The 21,983-nt window shown below is 71.6% G+C and carries 20 protein-coding genes; 2 read left to right on the top strand and 18 right to left on the bottom strand.

The features are described 5' to 3' along the window. Positions 1 to 58: 58 nt before the first annotated feature. Positions 59 to 844, top strand: coding sequence for a hypothetical protein (locus ACIP6N_RS16545; protein WP_401816308.1), 786 nt, complete (start codon positions 59 to 61; stop codon positions 842 to 844). A 221-nt stretch (positions 845 to 1,065) separates the two neighbouring features. Beyond that, positions 1,066 to 1,353 (top strand): hypothetical protein, encoded by a 288-nt coding sequence (locus ACIP6N_RS16540; protein ID WP_401816307.1) that lies wholly within the window; start codon positions 1,066 to 1,068, stop codon positions 1,351 to 1,353. Between the two features lie 80 nt (positions 1,354 to 1,433). Here ACIP6N_RS16540 and der read toward each other — a convergent pair whose 3' ends face one another. From der to ACIP6N_RS16450, 18 genes are all read right to left on the bottom strand, one after another. Continuing rightward, positions 1,434 to 2,894, bottom strand: coding sequence for a ribosome biogenesis GTPase Der (gene der, locus ACIP6N_RS16535; protein ID WP_401816305.1), 1,461 nt, complete (start codon positions 2,892 to 2,894; stop codon positions 1,434 to 1,436). A 66-nt stretch (positions 2,895 to 2,960) separates the two neighbouring features. Beyond that, on the bottom strand, positions 2,961 to 3,650 hold the full coding sequence (locus ACIP6N_RS16530; protein WP_401816302.1) for a lysophospholipid acyltransferase family protein: 690 nt from the start codon (positions 3,648 to 3,650) through the stop codon (positions 2,961 to 2,963). Continuing rightward, positions 3,608 to 4,324, bottom strand: a complete 717-nt coding sequence (gene cmk / locus ACIP6N_RS16525) for a (d)CMP kinase (RefSeq protein ID WP_401816299.1) — start codon at positions 4,322 to 4,324, stop codon at positions 3,608 to 3,610. Before cmk ends, ACIP6N_RS16530 begins: the two co-directional genes overlap by 43 nt. 122 nt (positions 4,325 to 4,446) lie before the next feature. Beyond that, positions 4,447 to 5,532, bottom strand: coding sequence for a prephenate dehydrogenase (locus ACIP6N_RS16520; RefSeq protein WP_401816297.1), 1,086 nt, complete (start codon positions 5,530 to 5,532; stop codon positions 4,447 to 4,449). Beyond that, positions 5,529 to 5,891, bottom strand: coding sequence for a chorismate mutase (gene aroH, locus ACIP6N_RS16515; RefSeq protein WP_401816294.1), 363 nt, complete (start codon positions 5,889 to 5,891; stop codon positions 5,529 to 5,531). The genes ACIP6N_RS16520 and aroH overlap by 4 nt, the downstream gene beginning before the upstream one ends. Positions 5,892 to 6,008: 117 nt before the next feature. Next, complete coding sequence (locus ACIP6N_RS16510; protein WP_401816291.1) at positions 6,009 to 7,049, bottom strand: ADP-ribosylglycohydrolase family protein; 1,041 nt, start codon at positions 7,047 to 7,049, stop codon at positions 6,009 to 6,011. Then, positions 7,046 to 7,789: an NUDIX hydrolase gene (locus ACIP6N_RS16505; protein WP_401816866.1), complete on the bottom strand. Its 744-nt coding sequence runs from the start codon at positions 7,787 to 7,789 to the stop codon at positions 7,046 to 7,048. Before ACIP6N_RS16505 ends, ACIP6N_RS16510 begins: the two co-directional genes overlap by 4 nt. 50 nt (positions 7,790 to 7,839) lie before the next feature. Then, positions 7,840 to 8,928 (bottom strand): AAA family ATPase, encoded by a 1,089-nt coding sequence (locus tag ACIP6N_RS16500; RefSeq protein WP_401816290.1) that lies wholly within the window; start codon positions 8,926 to 8,928, stop codon positions 7,840 to 7,842. Next, positions 8,925 to 9,581, bottom strand: coding sequence for a nicotinamide riboside transporter PnuC (pnuC, locus tag ACIP6N_RS16495; RefSeq protein WP_401816289.1), 657 nt, complete (start codon positions 9,579 to 9,581; stop codon positions 8,925 to 8,927). The genes ACIP6N_RS16500 and pnuC overlap by 4 nt, the downstream gene beginning before the upstream one ends. A gap of 131 nt (positions 9,582 to 9,712) precedes the next feature. Beyond that, a complete protein-coding gene (locus tag ACIP6N_RS16490; RefSeq protein WP_401816287.1) occupies positions 9,713 to 11,023 on the bottom strand; it encodes a pseudouridine synthase in 1,311 nt (436 codons plus the stop codon). After that, positions 11,023 to 11,682, bottom strand: coding sequence for an SMC-Scp complex subunit ScpB (gene scpB, locus ACIP6N_RS16485; protein ID WP_401816286.1), 660 nt, complete (start codon positions 11,680 to 11,682; stop codon positions 11,023 to 11,025). The genes ACIP6N_RS16490 and scpB overlap by 1 nt, the downstream gene beginning before the upstream one ends. Beyond that, positions 11,679 to 12,812 (bottom strand): segregation/condensation protein A, encoded by a 1,134-nt coding sequence (locus ACIP6N_RS16480; RefSeq protein WP_401816284.1) that lies wholly within the window; start codon positions 12,810 to 12,812, stop codon positions 11,679 to 11,681. The genes scpB and ACIP6N_RS16480 overlap by 4 nt, the downstream gene beginning before the upstream one ends. 48 nt (positions 12,813 to 12,860) lie before the next feature. Next, on the bottom strand, positions 12,861 to 13,490 hold the full coding sequence (locus ACIP6N_RS16475; RefSeq protein WP_401816282.1) for a hypothetical protein: 630 nt from the start codon (positions 13,488 to 13,490) through the stop codon (positions 12,861 to 12,863). Next, a complete protein-coding gene (locus tag ACIP6N_RS16470; protein ID WP_401816279.1) occupies positions 13,487 to 14,608 on the bottom strand; it encodes a ParA family protein in 1,122 nt (373 codons plus the stop codon). Before ACIP6N_RS16470 ends, ACIP6N_RS16475 begins: the two co-directional genes overlap by 4 nt. A gap of 383 nt (positions 14,609 to 14,991) precedes the next feature. Beyond that, a complete protein-coding gene (gene ald, locus ACIP6N_RS16465) occupies positions 14,992 to 16,107 on the bottom strand; it encodes an alanine dehydrogenase (RefSeq protein WP_401816864.1) in 1,116 nt (371 codons plus the stop codon). Between the two features lie 170 nt (positions 16,108 to 16,277). Beyond that, on the bottom strand, positions 16,278 to 18,401 hold the full coding sequence (locus tag ACIP6N_RS16460; protein ID WP_401816862.1) for a tetratricopeptide repeat protein: 2,124 nt from the start codon (positions 18,399 to 18,401) through the stop codon (positions 16,278 to 16,280). A 734-nt stretch (positions 18,402 to 19,135) separates the two neighbouring features. Then, a complete protein-coding gene (locus ACIP6N_RS16455; RefSeq protein WP_401816278.1) occupies positions 19,136 to 19,762 on the bottom strand; it encodes an NUDIX domain-containing protein in 627 nt (208 codons plus the stop codon). A gap of 155 nt (positions 19,763 to 19,917) precedes the next feature. Next, positions 19,918 to 21,582: a CTP synthase gene (locus ACIP6N_RS16450; protein ID WP_401816277.1), complete on the bottom strand. Its 1,665-nt coding sequence runs from the start codon at positions 21,580 to 21,582 to the stop codon at positions 19,918 to 19,920. Between the last annotated feature and the right edge of the window lie 401 nt (positions 21,583 to 21,983).

Raw genomic sequence — 21,983 nt, 5'->3', positions numbered from 1 at the left:
GTCCTGACTACGAGCCGGGAACAGCCCGGCTCACGCACCGAAGTCCGAGGAGCCACCCGTGCCGCGCATGCTCGATGTCAGCGAGGACGTCCGTGCCGAGATCGGCGACGAAGAAGCCGACCGGCTGCTCGCCGGCGAGAACGCCCCGGGCAGCTACGACTGCACGTCCTGCCGCACCCCGGGCGATTCCGAACAGGAGCGGACGAGCACTGTGCTGTTCGTCGGCGAGGAGACCGCCGTTCTCGCCTTCGCCCACGCCACCTGCATCCCGTCCCAGATCGTCCAGGTCGCGGAGGACCAGCTCCAGGGCGCGGTCAGGTCCATCACCGGGGGCGAACCGCAGGCGTCCGGGGGGCCCACCTCCATCGGCGGCCAGGCCGTTCTTGGCGTCACCAGTGGTCTGCTGCTGATCAAGGGAGAGCTGCACCCCGCCCTGGTGGTGGAGCCGACAGGACCGATCGCCCGGGCGGGATCCAACGGCACCACCGACGAATTCCTGCCCCTGCTCCAGGAGCAGGGCTTCCAGCCCGTCGACAACCTCGAGGAGGCTCCCGGCGGGCTCCCCGGCTGGTCGGTCCTGCTCGCCATGGGCCAGCTGCACGCCGTGCTCCAGCCCGGCGCCGGGAACAGCACCCCGGTCGCCTGGTGGCAGGCCCATCAGCCGCTCCAGGTCACCGAGGGCTGGCGGGCCGCGGCCAACCGGTCGAACACCGTGCTGGTCTTCGCCGCGCCCGTCGGCGCCATCGGCCAGCAGCCTCGCGAGGACCTGCTGCGCGACGCCCTGGAGAAGGCGGCGGCCAACGGCCGCCTGGTGGCCGCCGCGATGCCGCTGGCCGGCACCTGACCGGGCCGCCCGCCGCGCGGAGCCTCCGCTCCCCGGCGGGCACGGCTGACCGCACGTACGGTGGGGCGCACCGCCCGAACGGCGGTACGCACCCCGGGGCGCGGGCGGCGCGAACGGCGAATTCCGGGGAACGCCCGCATCCCGCGGACAGCGGGGTCGTTGGCACATACGTGCACTCATACGACCCTTCCCGCCCCCAGTTCCAGAGCCAGATTCCCTCCATGCGCCCCGCGCAGGACGTAGCGGACGGGTACTCGATGACGCCGATCTACGACGCGCTGTACTCCGAATACCGCCGGTCCTTCAGAACGCTGCCGGGTGACCGGAGCGGCGAGGAGAACCTCGACTTCAAGGCCTTCGGCGCCGGTGCGTTCGGCGCCGGACTGCACGCCGCTCGCGGCGGGCTCGGCTACTCGCCCTCCGTGGGGTCGTGGCAGCGGGATCCGCGCCAGCAGAACGGGCGGCACACCCCGGCCGCCCTGCCTCCAGGGCCCCGCCGCGGCGCCTGAGGTGCCTGTCGTGAACCGGTGAAAGCCGTCGGGCCCGGTGCGGAAGATTCCGCACCGGGCCCGACGGCTCTGTCATGTCCCTACTTCTTGCGGCCGCGCTTCTCGCGCACCCGCACCGAGATGTGGATCGGCGTACCCGCGAAGCCGAACTCCTCGCGGAGCCGGCGCTCGATGAAGCGCCGGTAACCCGCCTCGATGAAGCCGGAGGCGAAGAGCACGAAGCGCGGCGGCTTCGTACCCGCCTGCGTACCGAACAGGATGCGGGGCTGCTTGCCGCCCCTGACCGGGTGCGGATGCGCCGCGACCAGCTCGCCGAGGAAGGCGTTGAGCCTGCCGGTCGGCACCCGGGTCTCCCAGCCCTCAAGGGCCGTCTCGATCGCCGGGACGAGCTTCTCCATGTGGCGGCCCGTGAGCGCGGAGACGTTCACCCGCGGCGCCCACGCGATCTGGCCCAGCTCGGTCTCGATCTCGCGTTCCAGGTAGTAGCGACGGTCCTCGTCGAGGGTGTCCCACTTGTTGTACGCGATGACGATGGCGCGGCCCGCCTCGACGGCCATCGTGATGATCCGCTGGTCCTGGACGCTGATGGACTCGGTCGTGTCGATCAGGATGACCGCGACCTCGGCCTTCTCCACGGCCGCCGCGGTGCGCAGCGACGCGTAGTAGTCCGCGCCCGCCTGGAGGTGGACCCGGCGGCGGATACCGGCGGTGTCGATGAACTTCCAGACCGTGCCGCCCAGTTCGATGAGTTCGTCCACCGGGTCACGGGTGGTGCCCGCGATCTCGTTGACGACGACCCGGTCCTCCTTGGCGACCCGGTTCAGCAACGACGACTTGCCGACGTTCGGGCGGCCGATGAGCGCGATGCGCCGGGGGCCTCCGACAGCGGTGCCGAAGGTCTGTGCCGGGGCGTCGGGCAGGGCTTCGAGTACCGCGTCGAGCATGTCGCCCGTACCGCGGCCGTGCAGGGACGAGACGGGGTGCGGCTCGCCGAGACCGAGTGACCAGAGGGCCGTCGCGTCGGCCTCCCCGCTCTGGCCGTCGACCTTGTTGGCGCAGAGCACGACGGGCTTGCCCGCCTTGCGCAGCAGCTTGACGACGGCCTCGTCGGTGTCGGTGGCGCCGACCGTGGAGTCCACGACGAAGACCACCGCGTCGGCGGCCTCGATGGCGTACTCGGCCTGGGCGGCGACGGAGGCGTCGATGCCCAGGACGTCCTGCTCCCAGCCACCGGTGTCGACCACCTTGAAGCGCCGGCCGGCCCACTCGGCCTCGTACGTGACCCGGTCACGGGTGACGCCCGGCTTGTCCTCGACGACCGCCTCACGGCGGCCGATGATGCGGTTCACGAGGGTCGACTTGCCGACGTTCGGGCGGCCCACGACGGCGAGGACGGGCAGCGGGCCGTGACCGGCCTCGCCGATCGCGCCCTCGACCTCCTCGGGGTCGAAGCCCTCCTGTGCGGCAATCTCCATGAACTCCGCGTACTCGGCATCGCCAAGCTCTCCGCGCTCGTCGTCGGAGTCGATCTGGTCGTTCATGAAGTCCGTACCTCGTTCATCTTCATCGTGATCGGTGCGCCGCGGCACGCGGAGCACTACTCAAAGTCAGGCCTGGCGCCCGGTGAGGCGTCTGGCGTTCTCCAGGTGCGCCGACAGCCGCTCCTGGAGTCGTACGGTGGCCTCGTCCAGCGCCTTGCGCGTACGGCGCCCGCTTCCGTCGCCCGCCTCGAAGGCGTCGCCGAAGACGAGGTCCACCCGGCCGCGCAGCGGGGGCAGCCCCCGTATCAACCGTCCCCGGCGTTCTGTGCTTCCCAGGACCGCGACCGGCACGACCGGCGCGCCGGACCGTACAGCGAAGTATGCAAGGCCGGAGCGCAGCGACGCGAAATCGCCGTCACCCCGGGTGCCCTCGGGGAATATCCCCAGCACCCCGCCGGCCGCCAGCACACCCAGCGCGCCGGTGATCGCGGCCCGGTCCGCGACCGCCCGGTCCACCTTCAGCTGCCCGATGGACCGCAGGAACGGATCGAGCGGTCCGGTGAACGCTTCCTTCTTGATCAGGAAGTGCACGGGTCTGGGCGCGCTGCCCATCACCATCGGACCGTCGATGTTGTGCGAGTGGTTGACGGCCAGGATCACCGGGCCGCTCGCCGGGACGCGCCAGGCGCCGAGCACCCGCGGCCTCCACAGGGTGCGCATCAGCCCGATGCCGATGCCGCGCCCGATCGCGGCGCCCCGCGGTGACGCTCCGCTCACCTGGCGTTCCGCTTCTCCCCCACCAGGGTCACGAGGCATTCGATGACCTGCTGGAGCGTGAGATCCGTGGTGTCGACCTCGACCGCGTCGTCCGCCTTCGCGAGCGGGGACGTCTTGCGGGTGGAGTCCGCCTCGTCCCGCTTGATCAGCGCCTCCTTCGTGGCGGTGACCGCGGCGGCGCCCTGGCTGCCCAGCTCACCGCTGCGGCGGGCGGCGCGCGCCTCGGCCGAGGCGGTCAGGAAGATCTTGACGTCGGCGTCGGGCAGGACGGTCGTACCGATGTCACGTCCCTCCACGACGATGCCGTTCGGCGCGGACGTGGCGACGGAGCGCTGCAGCTCGGTGATGACGGTCCGCACCTCGGGCACCGCGCTGACCGCGCTGACCTTGGACGTGACCTCCGGCGTACGGATCGGACCCGACGCGTCCACCCCGTCGACCGTGATCGTCGGCGCCGCCGGGTCGGTGCCCGAGACGATGACCGGCTTGCTCGCGGCGGTCGCGACGGCCGCGGCGTCATGGACGTCGATGCCGTTGCTGATCATCCACCAGGTCATCGCGCGGTACTGCGCGCCGGTGTCCAGGAAGCTCAGTCCGAGCTGGGAGGCAACGGCCTTGGAGGTGCTCGACTTGCCGGTCCCGGAGGGGCCGTCGATGGCGACGATCACAGCGGCCGGGGCGGTCCTGGCAGCGGTTTCCACAGTGTCGGACACCTTCCTGGTTCACGGGCTGAGGGCGGTGGGACGTCTTTACGCCCCCCACAAGGTTACCGAGAACTCAGGACCGCGAATGCACCCGTTCGGCGGCGCCCCCGCACGGGGCCCCGGCACCCCCGTCACGTCCGGATCGACCAGCCCTGTTCCCGCAGGGCCGAGGCGAGCACCGGAGCCGCCTGGGGCTCCACGATCAGCTGGACCAGACCCGACTGCTGGGCGGTGGCGTGCTCGATCCGTACGTCCTCCACGTTGATCCCGGCGCGGCCCGCGTCCGCGAAGATGCGCGCCAGCTCGCCGGGGCGGTCACTGACGAGGACCGCCACGGTCTCGTACGCGGCCGGCGCGGCGCCGTGCTTGCCCGGCACCCGGGCCCGGCCCGCGTTGCCCCGGCGCAGGACGGCCTCGACGGCCCCCGCGCCGCCGAGCCGCTTGTCCTCGTCGGCGGACTGGAGCGCGCGCAGCGCCCCGACCGTCTCGTCCAGGTCGGCGGCCACGCCGGCCAGCACGTCGGCGACCGGGCCCGGGTTCGCGGTGAGGATGTCGACCCACATCCCGGGGTCGGAGGCCGCGATCCTGGTGACGTCACGGATGCCCTGGCCGCACAGCCGGACCGCCGTCTCGTCGGCGTTCTCCAGCCGCGCCGCGACCATCGAGGAGATCAGCTGGGGGGTGTGGGAGATGAGGGCGACCGCCCGGTCATGGGCGTCCGCGTCCATGACCACCGGGACGCCCCGGCACATCGAGACCAGTTCCAGGGCGAGGTTCAGCACCTCGGTGTCGGTGTCGGGCCCCGGGGTCAGCACCCAGGGGCGTCCCTCGAAGAGGTCGGCGGTCGCGGCGAGCGGTCCTGACCGCTCCTTGCCCGACATCGGGTGCGTACCGAGGTAGGACGTCAGGTCGAGGCCCAGCGCCTCCAGCTCGCGCCGCGGACCGCCCTTGACGCTCGCCACGTCCAGGTAGCCGCGGGCGGTGCCACCGCGCATCGCCTCGGCCAGCGTGGCGGCGACGTGCGCGGGCGGCACGGCGACGACCGCCAGGTCGACGGTCTCCCCGGGCACCTCGTCGGTCCCGGCGCCGAGGGCCGCCGCCGTGCGGGCACGGTCGGGGTCGTGGTCCCTGAGGTGGACGGTGACCCCGCGCCCCGCCAGGACGAGGGCCACGGACGTGCCGATCAGGCCGGTGCCGATGACGACGGCGGTTCTCACTGGGCGATGTCCTTGCGCAGGGCGGCCGCGGCGCCGAGGTAGACGTGCGCGATCCGGGACTTGGGGAGGTCCGACTCGATGTGCGCGAGGATACGCACCACACGCGGCAGGGCGCCCTCGATGTCCAGTTCCTGCGCGCAGATCAGGGGGACGTCGACGATGCCCAGGTCCCTGGCGGCAGCGGCCGGGAAGTCGCTGTGCAGGTCGGGGGTGGCCGTGAACCAGATGCTGATCAGATCGTCGGAGCTGAGGCCGTTGCGCTCCAGGATCTCGCTGAGGAGCTGCTTGACCTGGTCGCTCATGTGTCCGGACTCGTCCCGCTCCAGCTGGACGGCTCCGCGGACCGCTCGTACCGCCACGGCGTTCTCCTCAGTGATCGATTGCTCCGTTCAGCGTAAGGGCTGCCCGCCTGTCCCCGCCGGTACGTGGCCGTCTGCCCGCCGGGCACACGGGCGGGGACAGGCGGGCGCCGCGCGTCAGGCGTCCCAGAGCGCTCCGAGGGCCAGCAGCTCGCTCCGGTACTCGATCCGCCCGGCCCACGCGGCCGGCCACGCCGCCACGCCCAGCCGCGCCCCGGCGAACGCGCCTGCCAGGCAGGCCAGCGAGTCCGAGTCCCCCTTCGTGCAGGCCGCCCTGCGCAGCGCGGTGACCGGGTCCTCGGGGAAGAGCAGGAAGCAGTGCAGCGCGGTGGCCAGCGCCTCCTCTGCGATCCAGCCGTCGCCCGTGGCCAGGCACGGGTCGGTCTCCGGCGACGGGGTGCGCAGGGCCTGCTGGAGGCGTTCCAGGATGCCCAGGCACTCGTCCCAGCCGCGCTCGATGAAGCGCTCGGGCGTCGTGTCCTGGCTGTCCCGGCTGTACGTCCACAGGTCGCCGAGCCACTCGTGGTGGTAGCGGGAGCGGTTCTCGTACGCGTACGAGCGCAGCAGGCCCACCAGTCCCAGCGGTTCCGCTCCCGCCGCCAGCAGGTGGACCGCGCACGCCGTCAGGTCGGAGGCGGCCAGGGCCGTCGGATGGCCGTGGGTGAGGGCCGACTGCAACTGCGCCGCTCCGGCGCGCTGTTCGTCGCCGAGGCCCGGTACGAGCCCGAGCGGCGCGACCCGCATGTTGGCGCCGCAGCCCTTGGAGCCGAGCTGACTCGCCTGCTGCCAGGGGCGGTCGCTGTCGAGCAGCCCGCAGGCGACGAGGCACGTGCGGCCGGGCGCGCGGGTGTTCTCCGGTGAGTGGTACCAGGCGACGAACTCCTCGCGCACCGGCCCTTCGAGAGTGGCGGCGTCGAGCGGACCGCGTGCCATGGCGGTCCGTATGCCGCGCCCGAGCGCCAGCGTCATCTGGGTGTCGTCCGTGACCAGCGCGGGCTCCGGCAGGCTCATCTCCCGCCAGGGCCCGTACGCGGTGAGGATCCTCGGTACGTCGCTGAACTCGGTCGGGTAGCCGAGGGCGTCACCGAGCGCGAGCCCGATCAGCGAGCCGGTGGACGCCTGCCCGGTGCGGGTTCCGCCTGTCGTCTGCGCGGTCATCGTGTGCGTCCTTCCGGTCGGAGCAGAGGTGGGTGCAGTCGGGTGGCGTCCCCCGCGCGGTACAGCGCGGCCGGTTTGCCGCGGCCCCCGGTGCGGCGCGGCGGTCCCTCCGCAGGCTGTACGAAGCCGGGAGTGGAGAGGACCTTGCGCCGGAAGTTGGGCCGGTCGAGCGCTGTGCCCCAGACGGTCTCATAGACCTGCGCCAGCTCTCCGAGGGTGAACTCGGGAGGGCAGAACTCGGTGGCGAGCGTGGTGTATTCGAGCTTGGCGCCGACCCGTTCGTCGGCATCGGCGAGGATGTCCGCGTGGTCGAAGGCGAGCGCGGGCACCGACCTGAACTCCGTCCACCGGGCGCGGGCCGCGTCCCCGCCGCCGCGCGGCTCCGGCAGATCGGGGACGAGCGCGGCGTACGCGACGGACACGACCCGCATCCTCGGGTCGCGGTCCGGATCGCTGTAGGTGCCCAGCTGTTCGAGGTGGAGCGCCGTGGCTGTCTCCTCCGACAGCCCTGTCTCCTCGGCGAGTTCACGGCGGGCGGCCTGCCCGGCCGACTCCCGGGGCAGGACGAAACCGCCGGGCAGCGCCCAGGCTCCCGCGTACGGCTCCTGTCCCCGCTCGACGAGCAGGACGTGCAGCCGGTTCTCGCGGACGGTGAAGACGGCGAGGTCGACGGTGACGGCGAACGGCTCGAAGGCGGACGGGTCGTAGCCGCCCGGGGGTTCGCGGCCCTCCGCCGGCATGTCGCGTCCTGACAGGGCGTCGCCTTCCGGCACGCCGGGTCCCGGGGTGCTCATCGTCGCTCCGGAAGCGGTGGTGCGAAATCCCAGCCTCGGGCGAGCAGTTCGTCCACGGCCTCGACCGCGGCTGCCAGCCGGTCCTGATGCGGCCCGGCGACGAGCCCGAACTCCCTTCCCGTGCGGGTCAGTTCCGCCCGGAAGCGCTCGGTCATCCAAGGGCGCAGCTCCTCACCGTCGCGCAGTCCGTCGTCCTCGAAGTCGACGCCCGTGTGATCGGTGAGCAGCCACAGGTCGTGGGAGACCAGGCCGGCGATCTCCTCGACGCGCGGATCACGCCCGCCGATGTAGCGCTCGTGCCAGACGGTGGTGGCGAAGGAGTCCGTGTCGCAGAACAGCACGGGCGATCCCGTCCTGGCGGCCGTGTCCTCCAGCTCGTTCTGCCGCCGGGCGATCAACGGGAATTCGTCCGGGGTGAATTCGACGTCCTCCCACTGCGCCTGCGGCCGTCGCTCGCGCAGCGCGGCCAGTTTAAGTTCGCTGAACTCCCGCCCGTACTCGGGCACATACCGGGTCCGCTCCCATACTCCGCCGCGCTGCCTGTAGTGCTCGGCGAGCGCGCGGGCGAGCGTGGTCGTGCCCGTGGACTCGGCGCCGAGCACGACGACGCGGCGGGTGAGCGCGGCGCGTACGGGCGGGGCGAGGAAGTCCCAGCAGCCGACGGGGTCTTCCCGTATGGCCGTGCCGGAGACCGGGTAGGCCGTACGTCCCGGGTCGACGCAGACGGACGTGGCGCCGAACCGCCGTCCCAGTTCCTCCCCGTACGGCTCGGAGGTGAAGACGGCGTCCAGCGGCCCGGGGACGGCGCTGCGGAAGATCGCCATGTGCGCGTCCCAGACGGCCGCGTCACGTACATCCATGGGCACGTCGTCGACAGCGCCCACGACCGTCACGTCCGGGTGCGTCTCGCGCATCCAGGCGACGCGGTCGGCCAGGGAGACGGATTCGACGGAGGACGCGCAGACCAGCACGGTCAGCTTCGCGCAGCGCTCCCTGGCGGTGCGTACGAGATGGTGGTGCCCCGCGTGCGGCGGATAGAACTTGCCGAGGACCAGGCCGTGTTCGTAGCCGGGCGAGGCCGTCACAGGACCGCTGCCCGACGCTGCGCGCGGTCCGGTCCCGTCAGGTCGCGGGACCAGTTGCGCAGTCCGGCCACGCACAGGGCGAGGAAGCCCACGTACAGCAGTGAGGTCAAGTAAAGGCCCTTGTAGGCGTAGAGCGGGATGTAGACCACGTCGGCCGCGATCCACAGCCACCACGACTCCAGCAGCTTGCGGCACTGGCCGTACGTCGCCGCCAGCGAAAGCGCGGTGGTGAGCGCGTCCCAGAACGGCACGGTCGAGTCGGTGAATCTGCCCAGTACCAGGGTCAGTACGAGTGTCCCCAGCGCCCCCGCCGTGAACAGCGAGACCCATTCGGCACGGCTGGTACGCCGCACCGGCAGATCGGTGGAGCCTGGTCCACCCCCGTGGGTCCAGGTCCACCAGCCGTACCCGGCGAGGGCGATGAAGACGACCTGGAGCGCCGCGTCGGCGTACAGGCCGGACTGGGTGAACAGCACGATGAAGAAAAGGTTGTTGGCGATTCCGACCGGCCAGTTGGCGAGGTGCTGGCGGGTGACGAGCCAGACGCACAGGGCGCCGCTGCCGAAGCCGAGGACTTCGGTCCAGCTGACCGCGGTGCCGAGCAGGGTCACCAGGGGCCGCTGCAACGGGTCGAGCAGTTCGGCGAGGCTCACGCCCACCTCCTTAATGGTCACGGTGACTATAAAGGAGGGGCGGGGCGCCGGGCAAGCAAAAAACCCGCGGCCGGCGGCCGCGGGTCTCGCTTCGGTGCCGGAAGCCGCTCCTGCGGCCCCGGGCGGGCGTTCTACAGCCCGACTTCCTTCATCAGCATGCCGACCTCGGTGTTGGTGAGGCGGCGCAGCCAGCCGGACTTCTGGTCGCCCAGCGGAATCGGGCCGAACGACGTCCGTACCAGCCGGTCGACCGGGAAGCCGGCCTCGGCGAGCATGCGGCGGACGATGTGCTTGCGGCCCTCGTGGAGGGTGACCTCGACCAGGTAGTTCTTGCCGGTGTTCTCGACGACCCTGAAGTGGTCGGCCTTCGCGTAGCCGTCCTCCAGCTGGATGCCGTCCTTGAGCCGCTTGCCCAGATCGCGCGGCAGCGGGCCCTGGATCGCGGCCAGGTAGATCTTCTTGACGCCGTACCGGGGGTGGGTGAGGCGGTGGGCCAGTTCACCGTGGTTGGTGAGCAGGATGATGCCCTCGGTCTCCGTGTCGAGCCTGCCGACGTGGAAGAGCCGCGTCTCACGGTTGGTGACGTAGTCGCCCAGGGACTGGCGGCCGTCGGGGTCCTCCATGGTGGAGACGACACCGGCCGGCTTGTTCAGCGCGAAGAAGAGGAACGACTGGGTGGCGACGGTCAGGCCGTCGACCTTGATCTCGTCCCTGTTCGTGTCGACGCGCATGCCCTGTTCGAGGACGATCTCGCCGTTGACCTCGACGCGCGACTGCTCGATCAGCTCCTCGCAGGCGCGGCGTGAGCCCATGCCGGCACGGGCGAGGACCTTCTGCAGGCGTTCGCCCTCGGCCTCCGCACCCGGGTTGGTCCTGGGGGTCTTGATCTCGGGCCTGTCGGCGTACCTGTCACGGTTGCGCTGCTCGATCTTGGCGTCCAGCTCGCGGGGACGGGCCTGGCCGCCGGGGCCGCGGCGGGGACGGCCGGGGCTCTGCGGGGACTTCGGGCCGCCCTTGGCGCCGCCGCGGGCCGAGGCGCCGCGGGCACCGCCGCCGCTGCGCGCGCCGCCGCCCTCGCCGTCACCGGAGGAGAACGCCGAGGAACCGCCCGCGCGACCGGTGCCACGGGGCGTGCCCGTCGCGCCGGAAGTACCGGTGGGACCCGAGCGGCCGACGTCGTAACGGCGCTCCTCGGGACGCGGACGCGACGGACGCTTCTGCTGCTCGTCCTCGCGGCCGCTGCCCGACGTCCGGGCGCCGGGGTTCCTGCCACCCGCGCCACGGCTGTCCCGGCCGCCGGAACCGGCGCCGCGTCCGCCACCGGACCCCGCTCCCCGGCCGCCGCCGGATCCCCGGTTGTCCCGGCCGCCGCTCCCGCCGCCGCTCCTGCTGCCGCTTCCGCTGTTCCTGTTGCCGTTACCGTTGCCGTTGCCGCTTCGCATCAAATTTCCGTCTTGTCGTCTGCGTGGAGGTCCGGTGCGTCCGGATCGAACGACGGAACACCTTCAAGGGTTTCGGCCTCGATCGCATCCGCCTCGGGAAGGAAGGGCGCGAGCTCCGGAAGTTCGTCCAGACCACGCAGGCCCATCCGCTCCAGGAAGTAGTTCGTCGTCCTGTACAGGATCGCACCTGTTTCAGGTTCCGCGCCCGCCTCCTCGACCAGGCCCCGCTGGAGGAGGGTGCGCATCACGCCGTCACAGTTCACTCCGCGTACGGCGGAGACCCGTGAACGGCTCACGGGCTGGCGGTACGCGACGACCGCCAGCGTCTCCAGGGCGGCCTGGGTCAGCCGGGCGTGCTGGCCGTCGAGCACGAAGCCCTCGACGGCCTGCGCGTACTCGGCCCGCGAGTAGAACCGCCAGCCGCCCGCGACGAGCCGCAGCTCGAAGCCGCGGCGCTGCGCGGTGTACTCGTCGGCCAGCTCCCGCAGCGCCGTGGTGACGGCCCGGTGCGGGCGGTCGAGGACCTTGGCCAGGTGTTCGGCGGTGGCGGGCTCGTCGACGACCATGAGGACCGCCTCCAGCGCGGGCTTGAGACCGATGCCGCTGACCGTACCGCCCGTGGTCCCCTCGGTGTCCGTCCTGTTTCGCTGCTCGTTCACGCCGTCTCCTCGGGGGCCCGGTCGAATTCGTCGGTCACGATCGGCTCCACGTCCTCGCCTGCGGCCGTCCAGCGGACCATGAGCGGCCCCAGGGCCTCTTCCTGCTCCAGGGAGACCACCCGCTCGCGATACAGCTCCAGAAGCGCCAGGAAGCGCGCCACGACCGTGAGGGTGTCGGCGGCGTCCTCGGCGAGCACCTGGAAACTGACCTCGCCACGCTCCCTGAGCCGCGCCACGACGATCCCCGCCTGCTCCTGCACCGAGACGAGGGGCGCGTGGATGTGTTCGACGTACACCTGTGGCCGGGGCCTCGGCTGCATCGCCTTCACCGCGAGCGCGGCGCATCCCTCCGCGCCGATGCTGAGGACGACCTCGGGCAGCAGCGCGGCGAGATGCGCCTCAAGACCGACGGTACGGGGATAACGCCTGGCCTCGGTCTCCAGGCGGGTGTGGAAGATCTCCGCGACCTGTTTGTACGCGCGGTACTGCAGAAGCCGCGCGAAGAGCAGGTCCCGCGCCTCCAGGAGCGCGAGGTCCGCCTCGTCCTCCACCTCGGCGGCGGGCAGCAGCCGGGCGGCCTTGAGGTCGAGCAGGGTGGCGGCGACGACGAGGAATTCGGTGGTCTGGTCGAGGTCCCAGTCGGGCCCCATGGCCCGGATGTACGTCATGAACTCGTCGGTGACCGTGGAGAGCGCGACCTCGGTCACATCCATCTTGTGCTTCGAGATGAGCTGCAGGAGCAGATCGAAGGGGCCCTCGAAGTTGGCGAGCCGCACGGTGAACCGGCCGTCGTCGGAGGGAACTGGAGCGTCCTCGGTGGGGATGTCCTTGGTGGCGGTGTCCTCCGTGGGGCCGTCCTTGACGGGTACACCGTCGACGGGTACGTCATCGGTGGGACCGGTCAGGGAGGACACGGCCCGGGCCGTGTCCTCCGCTGCGGCCTCCACCTCGTCGATGTCCACCGCGACGGCGTCCACCTCGCCGGCGTCCGGGGCCTGCGCGCCGACCGGGTCCCGGGGTTCCGGCAGGGCCGCGGGCGCGGCGCCGGTGGACGCCGGCGGCGTCGGCGCCGCACCCGGGCCACGGCCGAGGGAGCGGCGGGGCGGGCGTACGGGGTCGGTCGGCGGCATCGGGGTCCAGGAGGCGGGGAGCGGAAGGGCAGCCCGCGCAGGCTACCCTCAGCGGCCGCGCAGGCGCCGTACCAGGATGCTCGCGTCGCCCCGGGACTCCAGGTCCGCGAGGACCACCGCGACCGCCTCGCGGACGATCCGCCCGCGATCCACGGCGAGGCCGTGCTCACCGCGCAGGACGAGCCGCGCGTGTTCGAGGTCCATCAGTTCCTCGGCCGAGACATAGACCGTGATCTTCTCGTCGTGCCGTTCGCGGCCGCTGGGGCGGCGATTGGCCCCGCGACCCCTGCGGCGCTGCTGGCCGCCCTGCTGCCCGTTGTTCTGCTGGCCGTTGCCCTGCGCGCCGCCCGGTCCGCCCTGCGCGGAGGCTCCGCCGCCCTGCGACTCCTGCGGCCTGCGGGGGCCCTTCATCCCGGCGGCCGCCTGCTCGGCGTCGGCGCTGCGGCTTCTGGGCGGCGGCTGGGACGGGGCCGGGGAGCCGGAGTCCGCGGCGGAGTGCTCGTCCGCCGTGGCCGCGGATCCGTTCTGGCCCGTCTCGGCCGCCGGATCACTCTCCCCCGCCGGAGCGGGTACCCGGGGCTCGCCGTTCGCGTTCCTGCGCCGGTCGGCGGGCGACGACGACTGCAGCGCCGTGCCCCCGGTCGTACGGAACAGCTCGTCGGCCCCGGGAAGACTCACTCGGCGTGACACCGGGCGAGCACCTCCCTGGCCAGCTGGCGATACGCGGCGGCGCCGACGGAGTTGGAGGCGTACGTGGTGATCGGCTCACCGGCGACCGTGGTCTCCGGGAAGCGCACCGTCCGTCCGATCACCGTGTGGTAGACGTGATCGTCGAAGGCCTCCACGACGCGCGCGAGGACCTCACGGCTGTGCACCGTGCGGGAGTCGTACATGGTGGCGAGGATGCCGTCGAGTTCCAGCTCGGGGTTGAGCCGCTCCTGGACCTTCTCGATGGTCTCCGTCAGCAGGGCCACACCGCGCAGCGCGAAGAACTCGCACTCCAGGGGCACGATGACCTTGTGAGCGGCCGTCAGCGCGTTCACCGTCAGCAGGCCGAGCGAGGGCTGACAGTCGATCACGATGTAGTCGTAGTCCTGGAGCAGCGGCTTCAGCGCCCGCTGGAGCGTGGACTCGCGCGCCACCTCGCTCACCAGCTGCACCTCGGCGGCCGAGAGGTCGATGTTGCTCGGCAGCAGGTCCATGTTGGGCACGGCGGTCTTCAGAAGCACCTCGTCGGCCGCCATGCCCCGCTCCATGAGCAGGTTGTAGACGGTGAGGTCCAGCTCCATCGGATTCACGCCGAGGCCGACCGAGAGGGCCCCCTGCGGGTCGAAGTCGACGAGCAGTACGCGCCGGCCGTACTCCGCGAGCGCGGCACCCAGGTTGATGGTCGACGTCGTCTTGCCGACGCCGCCCTTCTGGTTGCACATCGCGATGATCTTCGCGGGGCCGTGGTCGGTCAGCGGGCCCGGGATCGGGAAGTACGGCAGGGGCCGCCCCGTCGGGCCGATCCGCTCGCGGCGCTGGCGGGCCGCGTCGGGCGCGAGGGTGGCCGCGTACTCGGGGTCGGGTTCGTACTCGGCGTCGGGGTCGTAGAAGTGCCCGTCGGGCACTTCGTCGTAGTCGGCGAAGGGGGTGGTCTCTCGGCCGCCCTCGTTACCGGCCATGGCGTTCACGTGGTGGCCGTCCATCGTCTGGTGGGCTGTCGTCAGATGCTGGTGCGTGGCGAAGGTGCGGACAGCGACGGAGCCGACACCTTCGCGCCCGGACGACGGGCTCTGGCCCCTCGCAGGCATTCCTGGTTGACCACCCCCGGGAGTAAATGTCGACTCATTCACAAGTCGTCTTACCTCCTTGGACGTGACCAGGAAACTTTATCGATAGGTCAGCGTGGCGCCATGCCGACGGTTTGCGACTCTATGGCGTGTCACCGCTTCGCAGCAACACAATCCGACGGACCCGGCCGGATGTGTCGGTGCCCGAACACCCCTCTGTCAAGGGCGCACCACCCTCTCACCAAGGCATGAGCCCCGCGTTCCACGGGTGTGCGAATCGGTGAAAAGGTTACGTTCGCGCGCGAGTTGGCGAGGGGTCACGAGGTGGCCCGATACACGTGAGGCCGGACCTCGCTGAGCAAGATCCGGCCGTTGTCGTGATGTTGACGAGAGGCGTTGACGCGTCAGCCCAGAAGGGCGTTCAGTTCGACGTGCGGCAGGTCGTGGGCCTCGGCGACCTCGCGGTAAACCACCTGGCCCTCATGGGCGTTGAGGCCCTTGGCGAGCGCGGGGTCGCGGCGGAGCGCTTCGATCCAGCCACGGTTCGCCAGTTCCACGATGTAGGGCAGCGTGGCGTTGGTGAGCGCGTAGGTGGACGTATTGGGCACGGCGCCCGGCATGTTGGCCACGCAGTAGAAGACCGAGTCGTGGACGCGGAAGGTCGGGTCCGCGTGCGTCGTGGGGTACGAGTCCTCGAAGCAGCCGCCCTGGTCGATTGCAATGTCGACAAGTACACTTCCGGGCTTCATCTTGGCCACGAGCGCGTTGGTGACCAGCTTCGGCGCCTTCGCTCCCGGGATGAGAACGGCGCCGACGACGAGGTCCGCCTCGACGACCGCGCGCTCCAGCTCGTACGCGTTGGAGGCGATCGTCTGGACCTTCGTGCCGAAGATCCGGTCGGCCTCGCGCAGCTTGTTGATGTCCTTGTCGAGCAGCGTGACGTGGAAGCCCATGCCGACGGCGATCTGCGTGGCGTTCCATCCCGAGACACCACCGCCGATGACGACGGCGCGGCCCGGGGCCGTGCCGGGGACACCGCCGGGCAGCACGCCGCGGCCGCCGGCCGAGCGCATCAGGTGGTACGCGCCGACCTGCGGGGCGAGCCGGCCCGCGACCTCGGACATGGGGGCGAGCAGCGGCAGCGCGCGGTTCGCCGTCTCGACGGTCTCGTAGGCGATGGCGGTGGTGCCCGAGTCGAGCAGCGCGTCCGTGCAGGCGCGGGACGCGGCGAGGTGCAGGTACGTGAAGAGGATCTGGCCCTTGCGCAGCCGGTGGTACTCCTCGGCGATCGGCTCCTTGACCTTCAGCAGCAGATCGGCGGCGGCCCAGACCTCGTCGGCGGAGGGCAGGATCCGCGCGCCGGCGGCGGTGAACTCCTCGTCGCTGATCGAGGATCCGGCGCCGGCGTTCTCCTCGATGACGACCTCGTGGCCGTGGCGCACCAGCTCGTGCACACCGGCGGGGGTGATGGCCACGCGGAACTCGTTGTTCTTGACCTCGCGGGGGATGCCGACCTTCACGTCGATCACGGTCCTTGACTCAGGGCTTACCGGGGTAATGCCACACATAACCGGCGCGGGGGCGCGTCGGAAGGCACCGCAGGGGGGAGTGCGGTGGAGTCAGTCTAATGAAGGATTTCCCTCTGTCTAGCCTTGCAAAGTATTAATCTTGGCACTGAGTGCCAAAGATTTCACAGGCCGGGGCCACGATTGACCCCGGAGGTTCCCTCTGAGCGCTCCGTCACCTCCGGTCCCCCGGAACCGAGCAGGCGGCCGGCCGAGGCGCGGTGCAGCCGGGCGGCAGCCGGGTCGCCGAGCCGCTCCAGCGTGTCCGCCAGCCTGAGTTGGAGCGCCGCCTCCAGCCGTGTGTCCTCGGCCAGCCGTGCCCATTCGACCGCTTCCCGGCAGGTGCGCAGCGACTCGTGGAGGCCGCCCGCGTACTCCTGGACCCTGGCGATCTCGCCCAGCGCCCGCGCGTGGCCGGGGAGATCGCGCAGACGCCGGTGTCCGGCGGCGGCGGCCCGCCAGTCGCGCAGCGCCTCCGCGTAGCGGCCGGCGTGGGTGTGGACGGTGCCGAGACGGCCGTAGAGGCGCGCCTCGTCGGCCCGCTCGCCCCGGCTGAGGCGCTGCGCGAGGGCCCTGCCGTACCAGTCGGCGGCCCGCTGCCAGTCGCCGAGGTCCTGGTACGCGCCGCCGACGGACTCCATCGCGCGGCCGGTGGCGTAGAGGTCGTTCGCGGCCCGTCCCGCGTCGAGCGCGGCGCGGTAGCGGGCCAGCGCGTCCCGGGTCCGCCCGGTCCTGGCATCCAGATCGCCGATGTTCAGCAGGGCCGCCGCACGCTCGCGGTACAGCTCGCGCCGCTCCGCGATGTCGAGGACCAGCTGGTGGAGCCCGTACAGCTCGGGAGCTGCCGCCTCCGTACCGCGGTGGGCCGCGAACGCGCGTACCAGCGCCGCCACATAGCGGCGGGCCAGGGTGTCCAGATCACCGTCCGCGACGGCGAGGCGGGCGGCCGCCAGCAGGGCGGGCTGCCGGGTCCGCAGCCAGCGGGCGGCGGCGGCCTCGTCCGGGAAGCGCAGCGCGCTGGGCAGGCCGGAGAGCCGTTTGCGCGCCAGGGACTCCTCCGGCTCGGTGATGGCACGACAGGACGTGAGCAGCCGTACGGTCCGCTCCAGCATCCGCGCCCTGGCCAGCTGCACCTCGGCGGGCCTGTCGTGCTCGGCCAGCAAGGCGCGCAGCAGGGGTACGAGGCAGCCGGGGACCTCGTACTGGTCACCGGCGGTACGCAGGAGCCCGAGCGCGGTGAAATCGTCGAGCGTCGTACGCGCCTCCGGCACCGAGCAGCCGGCCAGCGCGGAGGCGCTGTGCGGGTCCACGAGACCGGCGGGCGCGAGCGCGAGCAGCCGCAGCGTCCGCGCGGCGGAGCCCGGCAGGCTCTCGTACACCAGCCGGAAGGCGCGGGCGAGGGGCCGGTCGGTGACCGGCCGCTCGGAGTCGTGCGGCAGCGCGCGCAGTTGCCTGGCGAGATCGGCCACCGAGGCGGTGGGACGAGCGGCGAGCCAGCCGCCGGCGAGGACCAGCGCGGCGGGCTGACCGCCGCACGCCTCGGCCAGCGATTCGGCGGCCTGCGGATCGACGGTGATCCGAACGGCGCCGGTGAAGGTCGTCAGCAGGTCGATGGCGGCCTTCGCGTCCATGCCGCCCAGCGTGCAGGGGCGTACGTCGGGGATCCCGGTGAGCGGGCCCTGCGCGACCGCGACCACCAGGCAGTCGGGGTTGTCGGGCACGAGCGGATCGACCTGTCCGGCGTCCGGCGCGTCGTCGAGGAGCAGCAGGACCCGGCGTCCCGCCATGGCCTCGCGCACCATCTGGCACAGTTCGTCCTCGCCCGCTCCCGGCGGGGTGGCGACCTCGAAGGTGTCCAGGATCTCGCGCGCGGTGCGCTCCGTGGGTACGGGCTCGCCGCCCGCCTCGGTCAGCCGGACGCGTACGACGCCGTCCGGATACCGGGCGCCGACCTGGCGTGCGAACTCCGTGGCGAGCGTGGTGCGGCCGGCCCCCGGCCGTCCCGCGACGAGGAGCACCCGGGCACGTGGTGCCTTGCGGCCCGCGATCGTGTTGAGTCCGGCGCGTTCGACGTCCTCGTGCAGGGCCTTCAACTCCCGCTCGCGCCCGGCGAAACCGGCCCGCGCCTCGCGTGAGGCCCGCTGCGGGCGGGGCGCGGGCCCGGAGGTGGCGGGCCCGGCGTCCGTGGGTCCGGAGGCGGCGGGCCTGGCGGTGCCGCGCGGGGCGCGGCCGGCGGTCCCGCTCGTGATCCGTCCCGCGGGCACCTGCGGCGGCTCCGCGAATCCACCGGTCGCGGCGGCGTCACTCGCGGACGCACCGAACGCGGAGGCGTCACTCGCGGAGGCGCCGGTCGCGGACGCGCCGGTCGCGGACGCCTCGGTGGCGGACGCCTCGGTCGTGGAGGTGTCGGCGATGGACGGGTCGCTGGTGGACGTCGCGGACGCACCGATCGTGGAGGGGTCGGCGATGGACGCCTCGCTCGTGGACGCGCCGGCCGTGGCGTCGTCGTCCCGCTCGGGAGCACTCTCCGTCACGCGGACCGGCGCGGGTCCGTCCACGCGGTTTCCCGCGCCGGCCGCGTTCCCGGCCGCGCCCGGCTCGACGTCCGTACGCGCGTCCTGGCCGCCGCTCCCGGCCTGAGGGTTCGGCACCGCCGCGTCCGTCCGCCCGGCGCCGGCGTCCGACAGAGCGTCAGAATCGGCCGGTGGCACGGTGGTTGGCCGCACGGTCTCCGCCGTGGCGGGCGTACGGCCCGGGCCACCCACATCCACCGCCTGATCCGTCACGGGCCACGCTCCCGTCCACCTGTGCACGAGCCGAGCCCGCCGGGTCTCCGCACGGGCGGTCCGAGCCTAGTTCACTCTCTGCGACGGACCTGCTGGAGCGTGGCCGGTAAATCCCCCAACCGGATCGGATTTTCATCCAGTTGATCAGATTGTTTCCGTCCGGCGGCGGTCTGCCGGGACGGCAGGACGGGACGGGATCAGGAGGTGAACGGCCGCGCGGGCCACGGCGCGTCCGCCGGACGCAGCGCGTCCGCGCCGTCCCCCGCGAGCGCCGCCGTCAGCGCGAGGACACCCACCGCCAGGCAGTTGTTGTGCAGCTCGCCGGCGAGCACACCGCGCACCAGCTCACTCAGCTCCACCCGCGCCACCTCCATGTCGGCCTCCTCCTCGGCGACCTCGAAGCGATCGCCTTCCGCCTCCGCGAGATCGCGTGCGAGGAAGACACGTACCGCCTCGTCACAGCCGCCGGGCGTCGTGTAGACGTCCGTCAGCACCCGCCAGTCCCCGGCCTTGATGTGCGCCTCTTCGTACAACTCTCGCTGCGCCGCGTGCAGCGGGTTCTCGCCCGGTACGTCGAGCAGTCCCGCCGGGATCTCCCAGAGCCTCTGGCGGACGGCGTGCCGGTACTGGCGCAGTACGACGACCCGGCCGTCGTCGTCCAGGGCGAGGATCCCGACGGATCCCGGGTGGACCTGGTAGTCGCGGGTCACGACCGTGCCGTCGGGCATCACCACGGAGTCCGTGCGGACACTGGTCTTGTTGCCCCGGAACGGCGTCACGGTGGCGGTGACCTGCCATTCCTCGGGGGTGTCCTTGACGGTCATGAAAGCGTCCTCCCACACAACAGCACACAAGCGGAACGAAAAGCGGAAGCCGGGGCACCGATCCCGAAAGATCCGTACCCCGGCTTACCACCGTATCTCGTCCACCTGTGCGAGCCCGCCGGTACCACGACCGGCGGGAGAGGCCCGCTGGGGGCCTACGCCTTCAGGCCCTGCTGGCGCTCGACCGCCGCCTTCACCAGGCCGGCGAAGAGCGGGTGGGGGCGCGTCGGGCGCGAACGCAGTTCCGGGTGTGCCTGGGTCGCGACCAGGTACGGGTGGACCTCGCGCGGGTACTCGACGTACTCGACCAGCTTGTTGTCCGGGGAGGTGCCGGAGAAGACCAGACCGGCCTTCTTCTCCAGCTCCGCGCGGTAGGCGTTGTTGACCTCGTAGCGGTGGCGGTGGCGCTCCTCGACGTACGGCAGGTCCTCGTACGCCTCGCGCACGATCGACCCCTCCGCGAGCTTCGCCGGGTAGAGACCGAGCCGCATCGTGCCACCCAGATCGCCCGCGCCCTCGACGTACGCCAGCTGCTCCTCCATCGTGGAGATCACCGGGTGCGCGGTGCCCGAGTCGAACTCGGTCGAGTTCGCGTCGGGGATCTCCGCGACATTGCGCGCGGCCTCGATCACGATGCACTGGAGGCCCAGGCAGAGGCCGAGCAGCGGCACCTTGTTCTCGCGGGCATAGCGGATCGCGCCGACCTTGCCGGTCACCCCGCGCTCACCGAAGCCGCCGGGGATCAGGATCGCGTCGACGTCACCGAGCTGCTTCGCGGCGCCGGCCGGCGTCTTGCAGTCGTCCGAGGTGACCCATTTCACCGTGACGCGCGCCTTGTTGGCGAAACCGCCGGCGCGCATCGCCTCGGTCACCGAGAGATAGGCGTCGGGCAGGTCGATGTACTTGCCGACGAGCGCGACGGTGACCTCGTGGTCGGGGTTGTGGACCCGGTCCAGCAGGTCGTCCCAGACCGTCCAGTCGACATCGCGGAACGGCAGGTCCAGCTTGCGTACGACGTACGCGTCCAGGCCCTCCGTGTGCAGCACCTTGGGGATGTCGTAGATCGACTTGGCGTCGATCGCGGCGACCACCGCCGCCTCGTCGACGTCACACATCAGCGAGATCTTGCGCTTGATGGAGAGCGGCACTTCCCGGTCGGCGCGCAGCACGATCGCGTCCGGCTGGATACCGATGCTGCGCAGCGCGGCGACCGAGTGCTGGGTGGGCTTGGTCTTCAGCTCACCGGAAGGACCGATGTAGGGAAGCAGGGAGATGTGCACCACGAAGACGTTGTCCCGGCCCACTTCGTGGCGGACCTGGCGGACGGTCTCCAGGAACGGCTGGGACTCGATGTCACCTACCGTGCCGCCGACCTCGGTGATCACGACATCGACGTCGTCGGTCGCCATGCGCCGGATGCGGTGCTTGATCTCGTTGGTGATGTGCGGGATGACCTGGACCGTGTCGCCCAGATACTCGCCGCGGCGCTCCTTGGCGATGACCGTCGAGTACACCTGGCCGGTGGTGACGTTGGCCGAACCGTCGAGGTCGACGTCGAGGAAGCGCTCGTAGTGGCCGATGTCCAGGTCGGTCTCGGCGCCGTCGTTGGTGACGAACACCTCACCGTGCTGGAACGGGTTCATCGTCCCCGGGTCGACGTTCAGGTACGGGTCGAGCTTCTGCATGGTGACCCGCAGACCCCGTGCCTTGAGCAGCGCACCCAGGCTCGAGGCCGTCAGGCCCTTGCCGAGGGAGGATGCGACACCCCCGGTGACGAAGATGTGCTTGGTCGTCGAGGATGTCGAGGATCGGGGCGGCATGGCCAAGACGGGGCTCCCGTGGTCGCGGTCTGATGTGCGTACCGGCGATCCTGCCGTCGTCCGGATCTCGGAGTCCGAGCCGAAGTTCGAGGGGATTCGCCGTCGCTGCGGGTTCGGGGCCCCTTTGCGTCGCAGGGTGACCACCGGTCCACGGGCTACCAGGGTATCAGCGACCTGGAGGCACTGCTTCCGGCCACAGGTTGCCTCGACTTTCCCCTAGGGTTTCCCCCTAGTTACCCCTGACTCACCCGTTCAGCAGGCTCACGTTGCGGACACCGTGACGCGGAACTCTGGCGTGCGTCGTATCCTGCTCGGACATTCGCTGCCGAGTAGGCCGGCAAACGGCACCACCCAAGCCCGTATTCCCGGAAAAACAGCTCGTCAACGACCCTTGACCGCAG

Source organism: Streptomyces sp. NPDC088725 (genome assembly GCF_044751305.1).
Classification (GTDB): Bacteria; Actinomycetota; Actinomycetes; order Streptomycetales; family Streptomycetaceae; genus Streptomyces.
The sequence above is the reverse complement of the archived record's forward strand: the minus strand, read 5'-3'. Positions and strand labels throughout refer to the sequence as shown.

What these genes read in the sequence shown, in the direction of transcription:
- ACIP6N_RS16540 (WP_401816307.1), top strand. Translation starts at nt 1,066, where the DNA reads ATGCGCCCCGCGCAGGACGTAGCGGACGGGTACTCGATGACGCCGATC.
- der (WP_401816305.1), bottom strand. Translation starts at nt 2,894, where the DNA reads ATGAACGACCAGATCGACTCCGACGACGAGCGCGGAGAGCTTGGCGAT.
- ACIP6N_RS16530 (WP_401816302.1), bottom strand. Translation starts at nt 3,650, where the DNA reads ATGCCTCGTGACCCTGGTGGGGGAGAAGCGGAACGCCAGGTGAGCGGA.
- ACIP6N_RS16510 (WP_401816291.1), bottom strand. Translation starts at nt 7,049, where the DNA reads ATGACCGCGCAGACGACAGGCGGAACCCGCACCGGGCAGGCGTCCACC.
- ACIP6N_RS16505 (WP_401816866.1), bottom strand. Translation starts at nt 7,789, where the DNA reads ATGCCGGCGGAGGGCCGCGAACCCCCGGGCGGCTACGACCCGTCCGCC.
- ACIP6N_RS16490 (WP_401816287.1), bottom strand. Translation starts at nt 11,023, where the DNA reads ATGCGAAGCGGCAACGGCAACGGTAACGGCAACAGGAACAGCGGAAGC.
- ACIP6N_RS16480 (WP_401816284.1), bottom strand. Translation starts at nt 12,812, where the DNA reads ATGCCGCCGACCGACCCCGTACGCCCGCCCCGCCGCTCCCTCGGCCGT.
- ACIP6N_RS16470 (WP_401816279.1), bottom strand. Translation starts at nt 14,608, where the DNA reads ATGCCTGCGAGGGGCCAGAGCCCGTCGTCCGGGCGCGAAGGTGTCGGC.
- ACIP6N_RS16455 (WP_401816278.1), bottom strand. Translation starts at nt 19,762, where the DNA reads ATGACCGTCAAGGACACCCCCGAGGAATGGCAGGTCACCGCCACCGTG.
- ACIP6N_RS16450 (WP_401816277.1), bottom strand. Translation starts at nt 21,582, where the DNA reads ATGCCGCCCCGATCCTCGACATCCTCGACGACCAAGCACATCTTCGTC.